Annotated in this window: 16 protein-coding genes and 1 tRNA gene; 3 read left to right on the forward strand and 14 right to left on the reverse strand. The window is 60.0% G+C overall.

The window, feature by feature from the left end:
* Positions 1–17 precede the first annotated feature (17 nt).
* Genes GTU76_RS06390 through ptsP form a run of 3 tightly spaced genes read right to left on the reverse strand, consistent with a single transcriptional unit; the run spans position 18 to position 5,565 of the window.
* Positions 18–1,751, reverse strand: a complete 1,734-nt coding sequence (locus tag GTU76_RS06390) for a PTS fructose-like transporter subunit IIB (RefSeq protein ID WP_180698267.1) — start codon at positions 1,749–1,751, stop codon at positions 18–20.
* Between the two features lie 11 nt (positions 1,752–1,762).
* Complete coding sequence (gene pfkB / locus GTU76_RS06395; RefSeq protein WP_016986483.1) at positions 1,763–2,704, reverse strand: 1-phosphofructokinase; 942 nt, start codon at positions 2,702–2,704, stop codon at positions 1,763–1,765.
* Positions 2,704–5,565 (reverse strand): phosphoenolpyruvate--protein phosphotransferase, encoded by a 2,862-nt coding sequence (gene ptsP / locus GTU76_RS06400; protein WP_180698268.1) that lies wholly within the window; start codon positions 5,563–5,565, stop codon positions 2,704–2,706. Before ptsP ends, pfkB begins: the two co-directional genes overlap by 1 nt.
* Before the next feature lie 308 nt (positions 5,566–5,873).
* Between ptsP and cra the strand changes: the two genes are divergently transcribed.
* Both cra and GTU76_RS06410 read left to right on the forward strand, forming a co-directional pair.
* The gene (gene cra / locus GTU76_RS06405) at positions 5,874–6,869 is read left to right on the forward strand and encodes a catabolite repressor/activator (RefSeq protein WP_180698269.1); all 996 of its coding nucleotides are present in this window, start codon (positions 5,874–5,876) and stop codon (positions 6,867–6,869) included.
* 3 nt (positions 6,870–6,872) lie between these two features.
* Positions 6,873–7,649 (forward strand): TatD family hydrolase, encoded by a 777-nt coding sequence (locus GTU76_RS06410; RefSeq protein ID WP_180698270.1) that lies wholly within the window; start codon positions 6,873–6,875, stop codon positions 7,647–7,649.
* Here the strand turns inward: GTU76_RS06410 and GTU76_RS06415 are convergent, their stop codons facing one another.
* The 5 genes from GTU76_RS06415 to GTU76_RS06435 all read right to left on the reverse strand — a co-directional run bounded on the left by GTU76_RS06415 (position 7,650) and on the right by GTU76_RS06435 (position 14,149).
* Complete coding sequence (locus GTU76_RS06415) at positions 7,650–8,039, reverse strand: hypothetical protein (protein ID WP_175555358.1); 390 nt, start codon at positions 8,037–8,039, stop codon at positions 7,650–7,652. It lies immediately after the preceding gene.
* A 240-nt stretch (positions 8,040–8,279) separates the two neighbouring features.
* The gene (locus tag GTU76_RS06420) at positions 8,280–10,310 is read right to left on the reverse strand and encodes a methyl-accepting chemotaxis protein (RefSeq protein WP_175555359.1); all 2,031 of its coding nucleotides are present in this window, start codon (positions 10,308–10,310) and stop codon (positions 8,280–8,282) included.
* A 197-nt stretch (positions 10,311–10,507) separates the two neighbouring features.
* Positions 10,508–11,347, reverse strand: a complete 840-nt coding sequence (gene ampE / locus GTU76_RS06425; RefSeq protein ID WP_016986489.1) for a regulatory signaling modulator protein AmpE — start codon at positions 11,345–11,347, stop codon at positions 10,508–10,510.
* Positions 11,344–11,904, reverse strand: a complete 561-nt coding sequence (ampD, locus tag GTU76_RS06430; RefSeq protein WP_016986490.1) for a 1,6-anhydro-N-acetylmuramyl-L-alanine amidase AmpD — start codon at positions 11,902–11,904, stop codon at positions 11,344–11,346. The genes ampE and ampD overlap by 4 nt, the downstream gene beginning before the upstream one ends.
* 64 nt (positions 11,905–11,968) lie before the next feature.
* The gene (locus GTU76_RS06435; protein ID WP_016986491.1) at positions 11,969–14,149 is read right to left on the reverse strand and encodes a DUF1631 domain-containing protein; all 2,181 of its coding nucleotides are present in this window, start codon (positions 14,147–14,149) and stop codon (positions 11,969–11,971) included.
* Between the two features lie 388 nt (positions 14,150–14,537).
* Here GTU76_RS06435 and nadC point away from each other — a divergent pair, with 388 nt between their 5' ends.
* On the forward strand, positions 14,538–15,386 hold the full coding sequence (gene nadC, locus GTU76_RS06440) for a carboxylating nicotinate-nucleotide diphosphorylase (RefSeq protein ID WP_016986492.1): 849 nt from the start codon (positions 14,538–14,540) through the stop codon (positions 15,384–15,386).
* A 51-nt stretch (positions 15,387–15,437) separates the two neighbouring features.
* On the opposite strand, the gene GTU76_RS06445 is transcribed toward nadC, so the two are convergent.
* The 6 genes from GTU76_RS06445 to rbfA all read right to left on the reverse strand — a co-directional run bounded on the left by GTU76_RS06445 (position 15,438) and on the right by rbfA (position 20,219).
* A complete protein-coding gene (locus GTU76_RS06445) occupies positions 15,438–15,737 on the reverse strand; it encodes a DUF6388 family protein (protein WP_016986493.1) in 300 nt (99 codons plus the stop codon).
* A gap of 242 nt (positions 15,738–15,979) precedes the next feature.
* Positions 15,980–16,055, reverse strand: a tRNA-Thr gene (locus GTU76_RS06450).
* Positions 16,056–16,184: 129 nt separating this feature from the next.
* Positions 16,185–18,290 (reverse strand): polyribonucleotide nucleotidyltransferase, encoded by a 2,106-nt coding sequence (gene pnp / locus GTU76_RS06455; protein ID WP_016986494.1) that lies wholly within the window; start codon positions 18,288–18,290, stop codon positions 16,185–16,187.
* A gap of 193 nt (positions 18,291–18,483) precedes the next feature.
* Positions 18,484–18,753, reverse strand: a complete 270-nt coding sequence (gene rpsO, locus GTU76_RS06460; protein ID WP_003177875.1) for a 30S ribosomal protein S15 — start codon at positions 18,751–18,753, stop codon at positions 18,484–18,486.
* A gap of 142 nt (positions 18,754–18,895) precedes the next feature.
* On the reverse strand, positions 18,896–19,813 hold the full coding sequence (truB, locus tag GTU76_RS06465) for a tRNA pseudouridine(55) synthase TruB (protein WP_008088346.1): 918 nt from the start codon (positions 19,811–19,813) through the stop codon (positions 18,896–18,898).
* Positions 19,814–19,817: 4 nt separating this feature from the next.
* Entirely contained in the window at positions 19,818–20,219 is a 402-nt protein-coding gene (rbfA, locus tag GTU76_RS06470) for a 30S ribosome-binding factor RbfA (protein ID WP_016986495.1), read from the reverse strand.
* Between the last annotated feature and the right edge of the window lie 82 nt (positions 20,220–20,301).

Genomic DNA, 20,301 nt, shown 5'->3' on the forward strand with positions numbered 1-20,301 from the left:
GGGCTTTGTGGAGGCAGTTAAGTCTTCGCCGGCTCCAGCGCCAGCTCAACGGCTTCCGGGCGTTTGACCGTCGCATAGACCACAGCCGTCAACAAACTCCCCGCGACAATCGCCAGCAAATACAACAACGCATGATTGATCGCATTCGGAATCGCCAGCACAAACAAGCCACCGTGCGGCGCCATCAGTTTGCAGCCGAAATACATCGACAAAGCGCCAGTCAACGCACCACCGGCAATGCTCGCCGGGATCACCCGCAACGGATCTTTCGCGGCAAACGGAATAGCACCTTCGGAGATAAAGCACAGCCCCAGCACGAAGGCAGCCTTGCCGGCCTCGCGTTCAGTTTGAGCAAACTTGCGCCGCGCAATAAACGTGGCAATGCCCAGGCCAATCGGCGGCACCATGCCCGCTGCCATGGTCGCGGCCATCGGTGCATAACTCTGCGACGCCAGCAGTCCCACCGAGAACGCGTACGCGGCCTTGTTGATCGGCCCGCCGAGGTCGACGCACATCATGCCGCCGAGCAGCACACCGAGCAGAATCGCGTTGGTGGTGCCCATGCTGTCGAGAAAACCCGTCAGCGCCCCGAGCATGCCGGCGACCGGTTTACCGACCACGTAGATCATCACCAGACCGGTAAACAGGCTGGCGAACAACGGGATGATCAAAATCGGTTTCAGCGCCTCAAGACTCTGCGGTAACGCTACATAACGACTGATCGCCTTGGCCGCGTAGCCGGCAATAAACCCTGCGATGATGCCACCGATAAACCCCGCGCCCAGCGTGCTCGCCAGCAAACCACCAATCATCCCCGGCGCCAGGCCCGGACGGTCAGCAATCGAATAGGCGATGTAGCCGGCCAGCAACGGCACCATCAACTTGAACGCAGTTTCGCCGCCGATCTGCATCAGCGCAGCGGCCAGCGTGCCTTCTTCCTTGAACGCGGTGATGCCGAACACGAACGACAGCGCGATCATCAAACCGCCGGCCACGACCATCGGCAGCATGAACGACACCCCAGTCAGCAGGTGTTTGTAGACGCCGGTTTTTTCTTGCTTGGCCGGTGCCTTGGCGTCACCCGCAGCACTTTCCACAACACCTTCGGCCAGCGCTTTTTTCAGCGTGGCTTCGGACTGTTTCAAGGCAATCCCGGTGCCGCAGCGATAAATTTTCTTGCCGGCGAAACGCTCGGTGGCGACTTCGATATCCGCCGCCAGCAACACCACGTCGGCTTCGGCAATCGCCGCTGCGCTCAACGGGGTTTTCGCGCCCACCGAGCCTTGGGTTTCGACCTGCAGTTCATAGCCCAGGCGCTTGGCGGTTTGCTGCAAGGCTTCGGCGGCCATGAAGGTGTGGGCGACACCGGTCGGGCAGGCGGTAATCGCGACGATGCGCGGTGCACGTGGCGCATCAGCGACCGGTTCAGCCGCGCTGGCAACGTAGACCTCAGCCTCTTCTGCGCCACGACGCAGCACCGCTTCAACATCCTGCAACGCCTGCGCCGGGGCAATCTGGAAAACACGTTTACCGACAAAACGCGTCATGTCGACCGCGCCGGTGGCGACGAGCAAAACCCACTCGGCCGCGGCAATGGTCGCCGCCGACAACTCGCGTTCCGGGTGCGCCGCATCGACCACTTCAACGCTGGTGCTCCAGCCCTGACGCTGCGCCGCCGCATCGAGCAAACGCGCGCACAGCACACTGGTGACCATGCCGTTCGGGCAAGCCGTAACAATGGCTAATTTCATGACAAACCCTCTTATTGTTCTGTCAGGGGACGCACGCGCACGCCCTGTTCGAGCTGCGCCAGTTGCGCGGCATCGTTGATGCCAAAACCGATCTGGGTCACCGCCATCGCCGCAATCGCGGTGGCCGTGCGCAGGGTTTGTTCAGGCGTGTCGGCGCTGAGCAGACCGTGGAGCATGCCGGCCAGCAACGAGTCGCCGGCACCAACCGTGCTGGCGACGCTGACCTTCGGTGGCGTGGCGTGCAGTGCCGAACCGACGCTGAACCAGTTCACGCCATCAGCACCGTGGGAAATCACCACGTGTTCGATGCCTTGGGCATGCAAACGCGCCGCTGCCTGAGCTTCTGCCGCGTGAGAAACCACGTCGCAACCGAGCGCGTCGGCGAGTTCTTCAGTGTTCGGTTTGATCAGCCACGGACTGGCTTTCAAAGCTTCGCGCAATGCTTCGCCACTAGAGTCGAGAGCGACTTTCAGGCCGAGCTGATTGAGCCGTTCGATCAACTCGCGCAACCACTGCGCCGTCACGCCACGCGGCAAACTGCCGGCGACCACCACCGCATCGTGACCCGGCGCAATCTGCACCAGACGCTCCAGCAACGCTTGCTGTGCAGCCGCGTCGACCACCGGCCCCGGGCCGTTGATGTCGGTGATGCGGCCATCCTGTTCCGCGACTTTGATATTGCTGCGCGTCTCACCCGGCACGCGGATAAACGCGTCGACAAAACCGCGCTTGGCGAACAGGGTTTCGAACGCTTGCAAATTGTCTTCACCGAGAAACCCGCTGACCGTCAGTTGATGGCCGAGGTCGGCGAGCACCTGAGCGACGTTCACGCCTTTGCCGGCGGCGTGGGTGTGCATCTCGTCGCTGCGATTGACCTGACCGGCCTCCAGACGTGGCAGTTCGACGGTAAGGTCGAGCGCCGGGTTGAGGGTCAGGGTAAGAATCTTGGCCATTACAGGGCCTCCACTAATGCGCGCACTTCATTCGCGCTGCCCACGGCCAGGGCCTGTTGAGCAAGGGTTTGCGCCTGGGTCAGGCTGAGTTCGCGGATGCGCGCTTTCACTTCAGCAATGCTGCGCCCGGAGACACTGAGTTCATCGACACCGAGGCCGACCAGCACCGGCACCGCCAGCGGATCTGCCGCCAGTTCACCGCAAACGCCGACCCATTTGCCATGGGCATGGGCCGCGCGCACGGTGATGTCGATCAGTTGCAGCACCGCCGGGTGCAAGCCGTCAGCCTGCGCCGACAGCGTCGGGTGACCACGGTCGATGGCCAGCGTGTACTGGGTCAGGTCGTTGGTGCCGACGCTGAAGAAGTCGACTTCCTTGGCCAGCACCGGCGCGAGCAAAGCGGCGGACGGCACTTCGATCATGATCCCCAGTTGCAGATCGGCGACCGGGATTTCCAGACGTAGACGCTCCGTCATGTCGCGGGCCTGGCGCCACTCTTCGACGCTGCCAACCATGGGGAACATGATTCGCAACGGACGGTTATCCGCCGAACGCAGCAGGGCGCGCAATTGCGCTTCCATGATCTGCGGGCGCTGCAAGGTCAGGCGAATGCCGCGCACGCCGAGGAACGGGTTTTCTTCCTTGGCGATCGGCCAATACGGCAGCGGTTTGTCGCCGCCGACATCGAGCGTGCGCACCACCAATGGGCGACCGGCGAGGCCATCGAGGACGCGGCGGTATTCGGCTTCTTGCGTGGCCTCGTCGGGCGCTTGCGGGTGGGCCATGAAAATCAGTTCGGTACGCAGCAGACCGATGCCTTCGGCGCCCTGCTCCACCGCACTGATCACGCCAGCGCTTTCGCCGATGTTGGCGAACACTTCAACGGCGTGACCGTCAGTGGTGTGTGCCGGTTGATGGCGTTGTTCGGCGGCAATCTTCAGGCGTTGCTCACGGGTGTCGCGTTCTTCGGTGGCGCGTTGCAGGGTCGCCGCATCGGCGTCGACGTGCAGGCGACCGCGTTGGCCGTCGAGCAGCAACGGTGTGCCCGGCGCCAGCAACAACACCGCCGCGCCAGCGCCGACCAGCGCTGGAATCCCGAGAGCACGAGCGACGATGGCGCTGTGCGCCGTGGCGCCGCCGCGTGCGGTGAGAATCCCCGCCACGCGCGCTGGGTCCAGCCGTGCGACGTCGGACGGACCGACCTCGTCCATCACCAGAATGTAGGGTTGCTCGGGCTCGCTCGCAGTCTGCACGCCACGCAGTTGCGCCAGCACGCGGCGACCGACGTCACGCAAGTCCGCCGCGCGCTCTGCGAGCAACGCGTCTTGCAGCGATTCCTGTTGTTTGGCAGCCGCCTCGATCACCGCCATCCACGCCGCTTCGGCGCTTTCGCCCTGCTTGAGGCGGGTGTCGACTTCGTCGGTGAGTTCCGGGTCGTCGAGCATTTCCTGATGGGTGATGAAAATCTCGCGGATGGCTTTGGCTTTGCTGCGTTCGATCAGGCCCTGAATGTCGCTGCGCACATCGCTGAGCGCTTGCTTGAGACGTTCGCGCTCGACGGCGGCGGACTCGCCGCGCAAGGGGTAATCGATGGTTTGCTGAACTTGAATATGCGCAGGCCCGATGGCGATGCCGGGTGCTGCCGGGATTGCTTGCAACTGTGCGCCGGATGCCGGAGCGATCAGTACTTCGGCGATGTCGGCGATCACTTCGCGCTGCTGACTCACCGCTGGCAGCGGTTCGACTTCTTCACCAAGGCCTTCTTCGATCGCGGCAAGCAACGCCGGTAAAGCGTCGGCAGCGATGCTCGGCTCGGCAATCAACTCCAGCACCTGACCGCGACGGGCGCCGAGGCTGAGCAGTTTGCTCAAACTCTTCACCGACACAGCACTGTCCTGACCGTCGACGATGCGCACGCGTATTTCGCCATCAAAACTCTTCGCCAGTTGCGCGAGGATCTTCGCCGGACGCGCGTGCAAGCCGTGGGCGTTGGCCAGCGCAATGCGCGCACTCGGCCAATCGGCGGGCAATTCACCACCGAGCACTTCGAGAACTTTGCGGCTGCTGGTGGCGCGCCCCAACTCGTGGCCGCGACCTTCGATGAGCAACGCACACAATCGTTCGAGCAGCGCCTGATGTGCTTCGCCAAGGCTGGCCAGACAGAACAGACCGCTGAGCGGCTGGCCGAGGTAGCGCATCGGTTTGTCCGGGGTGACGAACGCCAGGCCCGGACGCTTCACGGTTTGCTCGCTGTGCAACCACCACAAACCATCGCCCAGCGGCAGCGCTTCGACCTGTTGCAGCACCGCCGAGAAACCGTTGCTCACACAATCGGCCTGACGCAGCAGGCGCGCGCCACGCCAGACCAGCTCTTCGAAATCGTCGGCCGAAACGCCGAGGCCGATCATCTGCGCATCCAGCGCCAGCTCTTGCGGCGCGCCTTGCAGCAGTTTCAGCAACGCTTCAGGCGAACTGGCACGACGCAGGGCCTGGCCCAGATCGGTCTCGCCGAGGGCGCGAGTCAACAGTTGCAGCAGGCGCAGGTGTTCGTCGGATTTGGCGGCGATACCAATCGCCAGATAAACGATCTGGCCATCACCCCAATCCACGCCCTCGGGAAACTGCATCAGGCGCACGCCAGTGGCGAATACCTGATCGCGGGTTTCCGGCGTTCCGTGGGGAATGGCAATACCTTGACCGAGAAAGGTCGAGCCCTGGGCTTCCCGTGCCTGCAATCCAGCGAGGTAACCGTCGGCAACCAGACCATCGGCCACCAGGTGATTGGCGAGCAGTTGCAGCGCAGCGGGTTTATCCACGGCCGATTGGCCCATGGATATCTGCTCTATAGTGAGCTCGAGCATGCGATCTCCTTTTTGGCGCTTTATGAGTGCCAGGTATTGTTTTGAATGGTTTGCAGCTTAGGCGCTTTACCGCTTTGCTTTTTGGCGGCAGTTTTGGCGGTTTCACGGCAGAACCGGCCAAAGACGTCTAAAACGTAGAAAATACGCTTGCTGAAACGTTTAATCTAGATTGATCGGCACGTTACTCGATAATGTCCCATCCTTGAAGTCCAACTTGTCGGATGCGCTGCGACAATGGTCGCCTGCCCTAATCGGGTAGGATTGGCGAAAATGTCGCGGCAAGCTCGAAAAAACAAGGAAATCCCGGGTTGAAACTCAGTGATATCGCGCGGTTGGCCGGAGTGTCCGTGACCACCGCCAGCTACGTCATCAACGGCAAGGCCGAACAGCAACGCATCAGCAACGCCACCGTCGAGCGGGTGCGGGCGGTGGTCGATCTGCACGGCTTCACGCCAAACCCTCAAGCGGCCGGTCTGCGCAGTCGGCACACGCGCACGCTGGGCTTTATTCTGCCGGATCTGGAAAACCCCAGTTACGCGCGGATCGCCAAACTGCTCGAGCAAGGTGCGCGCGCGCGCGGCTATCAGTTGCTGATCGCGAGCTCCGATGATGCGCCTGACAGCGAGCGCCAGTTGCTGCAACTGTTCCGCGCGCGCCGTTGCGATGCGCTGATCGTTGCCAGTTGCCTGCCGGCCGGTGATGACAGTTATCGTCAGTTGCAGGCCAAAGGCACGCCGATCATCGCCATCGACCGGGTCATGGAACCCGAGCATTTCTGCTCGGTGATCAGTGACGACCGCGAAGCCAGTCAGCACCTGACCCAGAGCTTGCTTGACCCGCAACCGAAGCAGATCGTACTGCTCGGTGCGCGTCCGGAACTAAGCATCAGCCAGGAGCGGGCTGCCGGGTTCAAACAAGCGCTGGTCGATTTCAAAGGCGAAGTGCTGGTCGAACACGCCGAGTCTTTCAGTCGTGAATGCGGCAAGCAGTTGATGGAAGAACTCCTGCAACGTCTGGGGCATTTGCCCGACGCACTGGTGACAACTTCCTACGTGCTGTTGCAGGGCGTGTTCGATGCGCTGCATGACTTCCCGCTGAAATCGCGGCCACTGCGCCTCGGCACTTTCGGCGATACGCAGTTGCTGGATTTCCTGCCGCTGCCGGTCAACGCCATGGCTCAACAACACCAATTGATCGCCGACAAGGCGCTGGAACTGGCGCTGGCTGCGGTCGAGCAGTCGGAGTACAAGCCCGGCGTGCAGGCCATTGCGCGGACCTTCAAGCAGCGTATTCACCGGGACTGAACCGTGGAGCTGATCGACAGCCACACCCACCTCGACTTCCCCGACTTCGACGCCGATCGCTCGGCGTTGCTCGCCGAAAGCCGCGCGCTCGGGGTGCGGCGGATGGTGGTGTTGGGTGTCTATGAAGGTAACTGGCAACGGGTCTGGGATCTGGTGCAGGGCGATGCGGATTTGTACGCAGCGTTTGGTCTGCACCCGGTGTATCTCGATCAGCATCGTCCCGAAGATTTGTCGGCGCTTGGTGATTGGCTGTCTCGATTACGCGGTCATCGGCAGTTGTGTGCGGTGGGCGAGATCGGTCTGGATTACTTTATCGAAACCCTCGACCGCGAGCGGCAACAGGCGCTGTTCGAGGCGCAGCTGCAATTGGCCGCGGATTTCCAATTACCGGCATTAATCCACGTTCGCCGTAGCCATGCGGCGATCATCGCTACGCTCAAACGCTACAAGCTCAAACGCGCGGGGATCATCCACGCCTTTGCCGGCAGCCGTGAAGAGGCGCGGGAGTACATCAAACTCGGTTTCAAACTGGGTCTGGGCGGCGCGCCGACTTGGCCGCAGGCGTTGCGCATGCATCGGGTGCTGGCGGAACTGCCGCTGGAGTCGATCGTGCTGGAAACCGATTCACCAGACATGCCGCCTGCGATGTTTCCCGGCCTGCGCAACAGCCCTGCGCACTTGCCGGCCATTTGCGCGGCGCTGGCCGAACTGATGAAGATCAGCCCGCAACAATTGGCCGCCGCCAGCACCGCCAACAGCTGCGAAGTGTTTGGCTGGTAATCAGTCGGCGTGCGCCTTGGCGGCCTCCAGAAGCAGCGTCAGATGCTGACGCTGGCGCGCATAACGCACGACCAGAAAGTACACAAAAATCGTGATCAACGACGCGTTCAATTGTTCGGTAACACTGAGCAGCCCCACCCACTCCATCACTAACGCCACAAACAGCGCGGTACACACCGTCACCGAAGCGCTGAAGCGCAGTAACGCCAGCGAATCGAGGGACTTGAAGCGCTTGATCTGTTTTGGGCAACGCAGCTCGAGGGTTTTCTGGCAATGCTCGCAGGTGAACGGTTCGTTGATCGAGATGGCATTGAGCTGCCAGGGTTTGAGCGCCAGCGTAGTCTGACAATGAGCACAACGGCCCTGGACTCCCAGGGTTGCGACGGACATGAGCGGACTCCTCTTCGCGATCAGATGAGCATGGATACTGGCCTAATGATGGGGAAACGCCAGAGCCCGGAGGAAAACAGGATCGGGCTTACGACGTGAAGTGAAAAAGTACTACAAAAAGTTCTGAAAAATGCGGCCCCTGTGGGAGCGAGCCTGCTCGCGAAAGCGCTGTGTCAGGTGACAGCGATGACACTGACAGACTGCATTCGCGAGCAGGCTCGCTCCCACAGGGGGGTTGGCTCAGACGCGGAAGGCGCTGATCAGTTGTTTAAGCTCGACAACTTGGGCTGATAGCGCCCGGCTGGCATCTTCGGTCTGGTGCGCACCTTGCGCGGTGCGCTCGCCGGCGCGGTTGATCTCGACGATGTTCTGGTCGATGTCATGGGCCACCGCCGTTTGCTGTTCAACCGCGGCGGCAATCTGCTGGTTCTGATCGACGATCATGCCCACAGCCCCGAGGATGTTTTCCAGCGCCTGCTGGACTTTTTCCGACTGCCCCACCGTGCCGTTGGCCATCTGATGGCTGACGCCCATGGCCTTCACCGCCGCGCCGACGCCGCCGTGCAGCTTGGCGATCATCTGTTCGATTTCTTCGGTCGATTGCTGGGTGCGTTTGGCCAAGGTGCGCACTTCGTCGGCGACCACGGCAAAACCACGTCCTTGCTCGCCAGCGCGCGCCGCTTCGATCGCGGCGTTGAGCGCCAGCAAGTTGGTTTGTTCGGCGATGCTTTTGATCACTTCCAGTACGCGACTGATAGCCTGGCTGTCGCTGGCCAACTGGTTGATCACCAGCACCGACTGATCGATTTCGCTGGCCAGTGCAGCAATGCTGCCCTGTTGCGATTCGACCAGGCCGCGACCGCTGATGGTCTCGTCATTCACGCTGTGGGCACTGCTTACCGCTGCGGCGGCACTGCGCGCCACCTCCAGTGAGGTCGCCGACATCTGGTTCATCGCCGTCGCCACTTGTTCGATCTGCGTACGTTGCCCTGCGACCGCCTGATTGCTCTGCGCCGAAACATTTTCAACCTGCCCGGCCTGACGCTCGACCTCACCGACGGTCTGCCCCACCCGCTCGATCAAGTCGTGAATCTTCTTCACCGTGCCGTTGAACACTTCGCCCAACTCACCTAACTCATCACGACTGTTGGCCTTGAAGTTGACCGTCATGTCGCCGGCCGCGACCTTGTCCATCATCGCCCCAAGGCGTTTAAGCGTGGTGCGGGTCGAGGCGTAGAAACCGCCGTAGAGGTAGAAAATCAATACGAACACCACCGACAGGGCCACAGCCTGCAAAAGCATGTGTGTGCGGTTCTGCGCCAAACGCTGCTGCAATTGAGTGTCGAGGAATTTCAGCGTGGCGTCGTTGAGCTCATAGGTCTTGCCGATCAGCCCAGTGACCTGATCGTAAAAAGCCTGCCACGGCGCATCGAGGGTGTCGGCCATGACGACCTGCTCTTCGAACAGTTCGCTGGCCTGTTTCAACGAGGCCTTGCTGCTGTCAGCCGCAGCACTGAGGTGTTCGCGCGCAGCTTTGCTCGAGCCGAGCGCATCCTGCAGTTTCAGAGCGTACTCGGCCTGGAGTTTCTCGATCTGCACCAACAACTCATCGAAACGAGTGCTTGAAGAGCTGTTGAGAAAACCCTGGCCCAGCGAATACGAGCCCATGGCCCGGCCTTCGCCAAGGGTTTGCGTGACCGTCGGGGTGATCAGGGTGACCAGTTCGCTGAGCTGACGGATGTCGCTCTGGTTGTCGCGGCTCAGGCCGGCCTGACTGGTGATGATCTGACTGAATATCTGCGCACTGGCCAGCAGTTTGCCAATCAACGCGCTTTTGCTTTGCAGCGAGTTTTCCGTTTGCTGCGCCTTGAATGCGGCGATCATTTCGTCGCGTTTGCCGTCGAACACCTTGATCTGCTCGGGATCATCGGTCATCGCCGTCAGCCTTTGCAGATGCGCCAGTACCGCTTGTTCGAGGCTGGTGATCTGCGCTTCGACATTCCCGGCTTTGCCAGACTGACCGAGGGTGACGTTGATCTGCACCAGATTGTTGAGCGTTTCCAGGTCCCGGCGCAGGGCCACGCTGCTGCCCAGCAGATCAAGGCTTTGCAGCTCGACGCGGGTGCCTTGGAATTCGCGATAGGAATCGCGCACCAGATAGAAATTGGTCACCAGCATCGGCACCAGGAACAGCACGCTGATCAGGCTGAACTTCATGCCGAAGCTCAGACGGTTCATCAGCGAGACAGCGGGATAGAGCAAGCTCTTCACTGGAAGTCTCCCTTGGTTTTTCTTGTTTTTATTGGCAGGCGCGGGGCGAAAGCAGATAGCCACTATCGAGCGCCATCTCTGTATAGCTCAAATCGGAGGGAGGTTTTGTAACTTAAGGTTAACGACATCGCAGCCCGCGAAACACACATCTCCTGCAGGAGCTGTCGCAGGCTGCGATATTTTGTTCTTTCTGGAAATCAGTGGATCAGAACTGTCCACAAGGCAAATCCGGCATACCACAGCACCGCCGCACGCAGCAGCAGCTCCCACAGGCAATCGAGGGTGTTGATGCCTTCCGGCCCGACCACGGGAGGTGGAATTTCACCCGCCGCCAAACCGACCCGATTGATCAGTTGCGCCGCGCTGATGTTCCAGTTGAGCAGTTCATGCAGCATCACCCGGCTGACCGCGACAAAATTGCCGACCAGCGCCAGACTCGCCGCCAGCAAGCGTACCGGCAGCCAGTCGAAGGCATGCCGCAGATGCGCGGCGCGCTCGACCAGCGCCGGGTTCTGCCCGTGTTCTTGCGCAAGCGCCAACAGGCGATACGCCAATGCCGCCACCGGGCCGAGCACGAAATACCAGAAGATCACCGCAAAAAAGCTCTGGTAGGCCTGCCACAACAGATGCCCTTGCACACGCTCAAGCAGTTGCTCGCCACTGTCGGCGCAGATGTCCAGATCGCGCTTGGCCACATGCGCAGCGGCTTGCAGATCCTCACGGCGCCAGGCATCACGGAACGGCCCGAGGCCGCCGAGCAAGTCGCCACGCCCCAGACTGTAAATCACCACCAGCAAATGTACCGGCAAGGCCAGCAAGCCGTAGGCCACAGGCTCCAGTACCAATAGCAACAACGCCAGCAGCGCCACCGGAAACAGCACCAGAATCGTCAGCACCAGCCAGGGCTGCTTCGCCAGCCGCTCGCTGCTTTCGAGCTTGTTCAGTTCGCGGATCCATCCGCCATCGCGTTGAACCCGATGACGCAGGGCCGAAAACTTCTCGATCCACAACGCCAGCAGTAACACCAGAAAACTCATTGTCCTTCCTCTTGTGCCAGGGCTGCGCGGTAACGCGCCCAGTCGAATGCCGGGCCAGGATCGGTCTTACGCCCGGGTGCTATGTCGCTGTGCCCACAAATGCGGGCGCCGGTGATGGCCGGAAATGTGCTTTGCAACTGGCGGGTCAACGCCGTCAACGCCTGATACTGCGCGTCGGTGAACGGTAGATCATCGGTGCCTTCGAGCTCGATGCCCACGGAAAAATCGTTACAGGTTTCGCGCCCTTCGAACACCGATACACCCGCATGCCACGCCCGCTCAAGACAGGAGACAAACTGCGTGACCTTGCCGTCACGCTCAATCAGAAAATGCGCCGAGACGCGCAAGTCGGCGATCCCTGCAAAGTAGGGATGTTCAGTGACATCCAGACGATTCTGGAAAAATTCCTGCACCTTGCCCGTGGCGAACTGCGCCGGCGGCAGGCTGATGTTGTGGATGACCAACAGGGAAATTTCGCCCGCAGGACGTTCATTGAAGTTGGGCGATGGGCAGACCTGCACCCCGTGACACCACCCGCTAGCGGGATCCAACTGCATACCGATTCCTTCAACGCCGACTGTGTTGGCACCCAGTATGCCGTGATCGGCCCCCGGCGCGCGATCACTTGCCGCGATTGAGTCGCCGCAGATTACCCAGCACCGACTCCAGCGCCCGATCGAACAGCAAGGTGTCATCCAGTGCACGCACCGCACCGCGCTGGAATTCTTCGGCCAGCGCAAGGCGACTGCGTTCCAGCACCTTCATGCCGGTGCGATCGACAAACACATATTTACCGGTGGCTTCGATGATCGCCGCGAGTTTGCAACGCAGACTGTGTTCATCGTCCTCCTGAAACGCCACCCAACTGCCCAGACGCAGTTGCTCGACCTGGCGCAGACCCGCAGCGTCGTGGGGCAAGCGTACCGACGTCAGCGCCACGCCGCCCTCATCGGCGGTTTGCAGCACGATCTGCTGCGACACCTCGATCATCGGCGCGGCCGGATCCGCCTCGACAGGACGCTCCAGCACCCGCACATGCAAGGCTTCCAGCTCACTGAAAAACTCGCTGGTGGCGAACGGATCAAACGCAGAACTGGTCAGGCCATCCCGCAGCGACTTAAGCAAACCCGGCACCAGCGCCAGCAAACGCAGACTGGATTCAGTGTCTGCATGACGCTGCACACTCCAGATCAATTGCTCCATGGTTTGCACATCGGCCTGCCATTCAGCTGACTGATCGCCATGCTTGAGGCAAGTCAGCAGCAGAACCTTGCTCCAGGCGTCCCGGACGAAGGTAACCACGGTCGGCGGCAGTGTTTTACCCAGCAGCGCTTGATTCAACGCCCGTTCGACCCGACGCCGGGCCAGTTCGGTTTTCGCACGCCCCTCTTCGGCGTCACGCAGTCGCTGCTCAAGCAGCTCGCTGCGGCGGCGCTGATCGCTGGTGAACGCGAGAAAATCAGCCAGCAACTCGGAGAAAATCGCCGGATCATCAACAAAGTCAGTCAGCAGCCGCTGCACCACTTGTTCGATGCGCAGGTACAAACTGTCGCGCGCCTCACCGTCGCAGTCGCCCCAGCCCATCGCCGCCTCAGCGATTTCGTTGAGCAGGCGCCGCGCCGGATGCGTGCTGCGGCTGAAGAAACTCTTGTCGAGCACCGCGACCTTGAGCATCGGGATCTGCAACCGCGCGATCAGAGCCTTGAGCGAATCCGGCACATTGCGGTCTTCAAGAATGCAGTCGAAGACCATGGCGATCAGGTTGATCACGTCTTCGTCCGCATCGCCGACGATCCGCGATTTGCCACTTCTGACGCTGACGCGGGTCAGCAGCTGCTCGAGCTGATTGCGCAGATCGAAGTCATCCTGAGCCGCCAGCGCCGGCACGTACTGTTGCAAGTGCGAGAGCAGACGTAAAAGGTCGCGAGTGGAGATGGGTTGCGCCGCAATGCTGGACTCCAGCGTCGGTGCGACACTGCCGCGTACGTGCGTTAGCAATTGCTGCAACGCGGCGAAAACTTCCTGCACGCTTTCGTCGACTGGCGGCGTGTCGTCGCTCTCCTCACTGTTCACGTTGACGATCGCACGATCAATCGCCCGGCGGGCCGGGGCTGGTTTCAACTCCGGCAGCACACCGGTGGCGAGCAGCAGTTGATTGGCTTCAGCGTAAAGTTGTTCGGTGTCGGCCAATACATAGCGCTCGAACAGTTTGAGCAGGATCAGCTTGACCTTGATTTCCACACCCAGGTTACGGCCGGCCTGCAGGAAAAACTCACAGAGCATGGCCGGCCCGAGCGGGTTGTGCTGATCGTCGAGCGGGTTGCTGAGCAGCGCATTAAGCCGCGCGGTCAGTTGATCCAGGGCGAAGCCGTCACGCTTGAGTACGCGACCGACCATGGTCTCGACCGCCACACTGCGTTCCATGTCGTCGCTACGCGGAGCGAACTCGTCGTACTTGAGGGCGTGCGGCAGTGCGTTGTGCGTGGGATCGTACTGAGTCAGACCGACGAAGGCTTCGAAGAATTGCTCGAGAAAACCGCGCTCGATGTTTTTGCGCTTCAGACGCAGGTCGCGCATGGCTTCGAAAAAGATGTTCTGCTCGACATCGTTGCGCGCCCGATCAGCCATTTCAAACAGCGTGTCGTCGGCGTTATCGAACAGTTCCTGCAGACCGTGACGCAGTTGCTGGGCAGCCTTGTCGCGAACCTGAAGCAGAATCACAGGCAGGCGGGCGAGCGGCGAGTGATTCGCCTGATCGGTAGCAGCCTTGTGCAAAGGCACTACTTTCCCGTCGTTGTGCATCCAAGCCTCCTGAAACGGTGATTCGTTCGGTCACTTTCAACACAAGCCTCCTGTGGGAGCGGGCTTGCTCGCGCAGGCGATCTGTCAGTGACATGGTTGGTGACTGACACTGCGCTTTCGCGAGCAAGCTCGCTCCCACAGGTCTCAACAACTTTGGCCGCACCGCACGTCAAAGCTATGACGTCAAATGCAAGGCGAATTATCTTTCATAACTTGCACCCGGCGCCATAGCCGTCAGGGTTTCCCCTATACCGCCCTTTCAGTGACCACGCCTGGCCGGGTTTGCTCAAAGAAAATCGACCGGATGCAGGCAAGCATGCAAGTTCTCGCCTTGGGTTGGCTCGTGCCATGCCCCTATAATCGAACCACTTTGTTTGTGGAGCCCGTTATGCCGAATCTACGTCTCGCCGATTTGACCGCCGAAATCGAAGCCAACGTGCGCCGTGCGTTGCTCGAAGACATCGGCAGCGGCGACATCACCGCGCAACTGATCCCGGCCGAACGTCTGGCCAAAGCCACCATCATCACCCGCGACGCAGCCGTCATCTGTGGCACGGCGTGGGTCGATGCCGTGTTTCGTCAGCTCGATCCGCGAGTGGCAGTACATTGGCAAGTGGTCGATGGCGAACGAGTGAAGCCCAATCAACCGCTGTTTCATCTGGAAGGCCCCGCCCGTTCGCTGTTGACCGGTGAACGCAGTGCGCTGAACTTCCTGCAGTTGCTTTCCGGTGTAGCCACCCGCGCGCAGTACCTGGCCGATTTCGTGGGCACCACTCAGGTCAAACTGCTCGACACCCGCAAGACCCTGCCGGGCCTGCGTCTGGCGCAGAAATACGCGGTGACCTGCGGTGGCTGCCACAACCATCGCATCGGCCTGTACGACGCGTTCCTGATCAAGGAAAACCACATCGCCGCCAGCGGTGGCATTCCACAAGCCATTGCCGCCGCGCACAAGATTGCGCCGGGCAAACCGGTGGAAGTCGAAGTGGAAAGTCTGGATGAATTGAAGGAAGCACTGGCCGCCGGCGCCGACATCATCATGCTCGACGAACTGAGTCTGGACGACATGCGTGAAGCCGTGCGCCTGAACGGCGGCAAGGCGAAACTGGAAGCCAGCGGCGGCATCAATGAAAGCACGCTGCTGCCGATCGCCGAAACCGGGGTGGACTACATCTCGATTGGCGCGATGACCAAGGATGTGAAAGCGGTGGATCTGTCGATGCGCCTCAGCCTCTGAAGACCTCGCGCAATAAAAAACGCCAGCCCGGTTGAGGCTGGCGTTTTTGTTTCAGACCACCAGATTATTCATCTCGCAGTACTCTTCCCAATCGACACCCAGCACTTCGGCCGCCTCTTTGTGCAGCACAAGGCGCTGCGCCTCGAACTCCTCCGGCGTGCTCGTGTACTTGAGCGTCAGTTCCCACGGCTGCAGGCCCTGCGCTTCAGCCTCGTCTTCGAAGGCCCACTGAATCTGATCTTTCTGATCATCGGGACTGAGATCCTTGATCTCTTCCAACAGCTGCGGGGCGTCGAGTTTGTACTTTTCCAGCGCCTGTACGTGACGTTGCTCTTGAGTTAATTCGGTCATGGCGTTCTCGCTGATCGTAAGAATGGAGGATGGATCTGGATCATCAAGGATCTCTCTGACGCGGATTTGTCCGGCCTTCGGAACCATTCGGGATCATCTGAAAACTGCTAAGCGATGCTCATGCAGGCACCGAATATAGGACGTTTGCATGACGAATTACACGGCTCTTTACATCTCTCCCACAAAAAGCTGACCTGCGGAACATAAATCCGCTTTTGCGGGGGTGAGAGTGCTGAAGCAGGTGGTGCCCGAGACAGGAATCGAACCTGCGACCTTCGCGTTACGAGTGCGCTGCTCTACCGGCTGAGCTACACGGGCGGTGGGCTAAACCTAGCACCGGTCTTGAAGTCCGGCAACTTCACAGAATGTTCCGATATTTCGCAGACAAAAAAATGCCCCACCGTTTACACGGCGGGGCATTTTTATTGCGCTAAAGCCTGGGGGTGATTAAACGCCCGAAGCCTTGGCCGCTGCCACGTCTTTGATGGACAGCTTGATACGGCCGCGGTTGTCCACGTCCAGTACCAGCACTTCCACTTCCTGGCCTTCTTTCAGGATGTCGGTCACTTTCTCTACGCGAGCGTCGCTCAGCATCGAGATGTGCACCAGACCGTCCTTGCCCGGCAGGATGTTGACGAATGCGCCGAAGTCGACGATGCGCTCAACCTTGCCCACGTAGATCTTGCCGATCTCGGCTTCAGCGGTGATGCCCAGAACGCGCTGACGTGCTGCTTCAGCGGCTTCCTTGGTTTCACCGAAGATCTTGATCGAACCGTCGTCTTCGATGTCGATCGAAGCCTTGGTTTCTTCACAGATCGCACGGATGGTCGCGCCACCTTTACCGATAACGTCACGGATCTTGTCGGTGTCGATCTTCATCGCGATCATGGTCGGAGCGTTGGCCGACAGTTCGGTACGCGACTGGCCGATGATCTGGTTCATCTGACCGAGGATGTTCAGGCGCGCTTCCAGGGCTTGGCCCAGAGCGATTTCCATGATCTCTTCGGTAATGCCCTTGATCTTGATGTCCATCTGCAGCGCAGTAACGCCTTTGGCGGTACCGGCTACTTTGAAGTCCATGTCGCCCAGGTGGTCTTCGTCACCGAGGATGTCGGTCAGGACGGCAAATTTCTCGCCTTCTTTAACCAGACCCATGGCGATACCGGCAACCGGTGCTTTCATCGGCACACCAGCGTCCATCAGGGCCAGGGAAGCGCCGCAAACGGAAGCCATCGAGCTCGAACCGTTGGATTCGGTGATTTCCGAAACCACACGGATGGTGTACGGGAACACGTCAGCGGCTGGCAGCATGGCCGAAACCGAACGACGGGCCAGACGGCCGTGACCGATTTCACGACGACCAGCGCCACCCATGCGACCACACTCGCCCACCGAGAACGGAGGGAAGTTGTAGTGCAGCATGAACGGGTCTTTTTTCTCGCCTTCCAGGGTGTCCAGCAGCTGTGCGTCACGGGCAGTACCCAGAGTCGCGACTACCAGAGCCTGGGTTTCACCACGGGTGAACAGCGCCGAACCGTGAGTCTTCGGCAGAACGCCGACTTCGATGTTCAGCGGACGTACGGTCTTGGTGTCGCGGCCGTCGATACGTGGCTTGCCGTTTACGATGTTTTCGCGAACGGTGCGGTATTCGATTTCGCCGAAAGCGGCTTTGACTTCGCTGGACGAAGGCTGGCCTTCTTCACCGGACAGCTTGGCAACGACCTGATCCTTCAGCTCGCCCAGACGCGCATAACGGTCGGCCTTGACGGTGATGGTGTAAGCCTGGGAGATCGCATCGCCGAACTCGGCACGGATCGCGCCCAGCAGTTCGGTGGCTTCTGGCGCAGGAGCCCAGGTCCAGGTTGGCTTGGCAGCTTCGGCAGCCAGTTCTTTAACCGCGTTGATCACCACCTGGAACTCGTCGTGAGCAAACAGTACCGCGCCCAGCATCTGGTCTTCGGTCAGCTCTTTGGCTTCCGATTCAACCATCAGCACGGCGTCGGAAGTACCGGCAACGACCATGTCCAGACTCGAAGCAGCTTGCTGCTCGTAGGTCGGGTTCAGCAGATAGCCGGTGCTTTCGTGGAAAGCAACGCGAGCGGCGCCGATCGGGCCGTCGAACGGGATGCCCGAGATGGCCAGGGCAGCCGAGGTACCGATCATCGCAGCGATGTCCGGATCGGTCTTCTTGCTGGTCGAAACGACGGTGCAGACAACCTGCACTTCGTTCATGAAGCCTTCTGGGAACAGCGGACGGATCGGACGGTCGATCAGTCGGGAAGTCAGGGTTTCTTTCTCGGAAGGACGGCCTTCACGCTTGAAGAAACCGCCAGGGATCTTACCGGCAGCGTAAGTCTTTTCCTGGTAGTGAACGGACAGAGGGAAGAAGCCCTTGCCTGGATCGGCTTGTTTTGCACCGACTACAGTCACCAATACGCTGACGTCGTCGTCAACGGTGACCAATACTGCGCCGGAGGCCTGACGGGCGATACGGCCAGTCTCGAGGGTAACGGTCGATTGACCGAACTGGAATTTTTTGATTACCGGGTTCACGGTGTCCTACCTTCTTTGTGGCTCTTGGGGGAACTGGTTTCTTGCGAATTCTTGGGCAATGTCGGGAATCGGCCCAACCGTTGTCCGGGGTAAAACGTGTATCCAGATAAAACTTGAGGCTGGGAGCCTGCAAGGCGTCTGCGGTAAACCGCAGACGTCCGACAGACAACCAACCTCATAGCGCAATCGCTGATTAGCGACGCAGACCCAGGCGACCGATCAGAGTCTGATAACGACCCAGATCCTTGCCTTTCAGGTAGTCCAGCAGCTTGCGACGCTGGTTTACCATGCGGATCAGACCACGACGGGAGTGGTGATCTTTACCGTTGGCCTTGAAGTGACCTTGCAGCTTGTTGATGTTGTGGGTCAGCAGTGCAACTTGCACTTCTGGCGAACCAGTGTCACCAACAGCTTGCTGGTAGTCAGCAACGATTTGAGCTTTTTCTTGAACGTCGAGAGCCATGAGGCAATCCTTTTATCAGGAAACTGTTTCAAAGAAACAGCTTCAACAGGCCAGGGACAAATCCCTGTATCTATAAATGAGTAGTGACCGTGCCTGTTAACAGCCACCCTCGCCAGCCTGCTTTGACACAGACCGGTTTCGGTCATTCCGACCGAATCAGTCGACGCGGCGCGATGCGCCCGTCTTCGCTCACTTCACCGATGCCGATGAAGCGACCATTGTGATCCTGTACCCGTACCATGCCGAACTTCGGAGCATCCGGGGCACGTACCGGCTGGCCGTTGAGCCAGTAGAACGCACTCGCTTCGGAGAAGTGCAGCAACGGCCAATCCTGCAAGCCGCTGTCCGATGGCATCAGGAAGCGATCCACCGCTTCGTTGCCGCCTTCGGCATGTACCGCTTCCAGCTCTTCGAGGGTAACGGTCTGCGCCAAAGTGAAAGGCCCGGCCTGGGTACGGCGCAATTCAGCGACGTACGCACCACAACCGAGTTGCTCACCGATATCCTCCACCAGGGTGCGAATATAGGTGCCTTTGCTGCAGTCCACCGCAAGTCGCGCAGTATCGCCTTCGAAGGCCAGTAATTCCAAGCGCGCAATAGTAACAGAACGCGGTTCGCGCTCCACTACTTCGCCTGCACGCGCCAACTTGTACAGCGGCTGGCCATCACGCTTGAGCGCCGAGTACATCGGCGGTATCTGACTGATTTGCCCACGAAATTTCGGCAATGCCGCTTCGACATCGGCGCGACCAACGGTCACCGGGCGCTCCTGCAAAACCTCACCTTCGGCATCGGCCGTGGTGGTGGTCTTGCCCAGTTGCGCCAGGGTTTCATAAGCCTTGTCGGAATCGAGCAGGTACTGCGAAAACTTGGTCGCTTCACCAAAGCACAACGGCAAGACGCCGGTGGCCAATGGATCGAGGCTGCCGGTGTGACCGGCCTTCTCGGCATTGAGCAGCCAGCGAACCTTCTGCAACGCGGCGTTGGAGGTGAACCCCAACGGTTTGTCGAGCAGGATGATGCCACTGACGTTACGACGGATACGTTTGACCTGAGCCACCGAATTACTCCTTGGTGTCTTCAGGTTCAGCAACGACCGGATGCTGATTGTCTTCAGCCACGGCACGCTCGATCAGCGCCGACAGGTGCGCACCACGGACAACGGATTCGTCGTAGTGGAAGTGCAATTGCGGCACGCTGCGCAGTTTCATTTCACGGGCCAATTGCATGCGCAGGAAGCCTGCGGCGGAATTGAGCACCTTGATACTTTGCGCGATGTCTTCAGCGTTGTCCTGCCCCATCACGGTGATGAAAATCTTCGCATGACCGACGTCACGGCTGACTTCCACTGCGGTAATGGTGACCAGACCCACACGTGGATCTTTGACTTCGCGACGGATCAGTTGAGCCAGCTCACGCTGCATCTGATCGCCGATACGTTGGGTACGGCTGTATTCTTTTGCCATGATTTTGTTACCTGTTACTGCCCGGCGGTGAAACCCGCCAGGTCTGAAAGCGGCAAACGCCCGGCCTGACAAAAGCCAGACC

It is taken from the genome of Pseudomonas crudilactis (assembly GCF_013433315.1).
Lineage (GTDB): Bacteria > Pseudomonadota > Gammaproteobacteria > Pseudomonadales > Pseudomonadaceae > Aquipseudomonas > Aquipseudomonas crudilactis.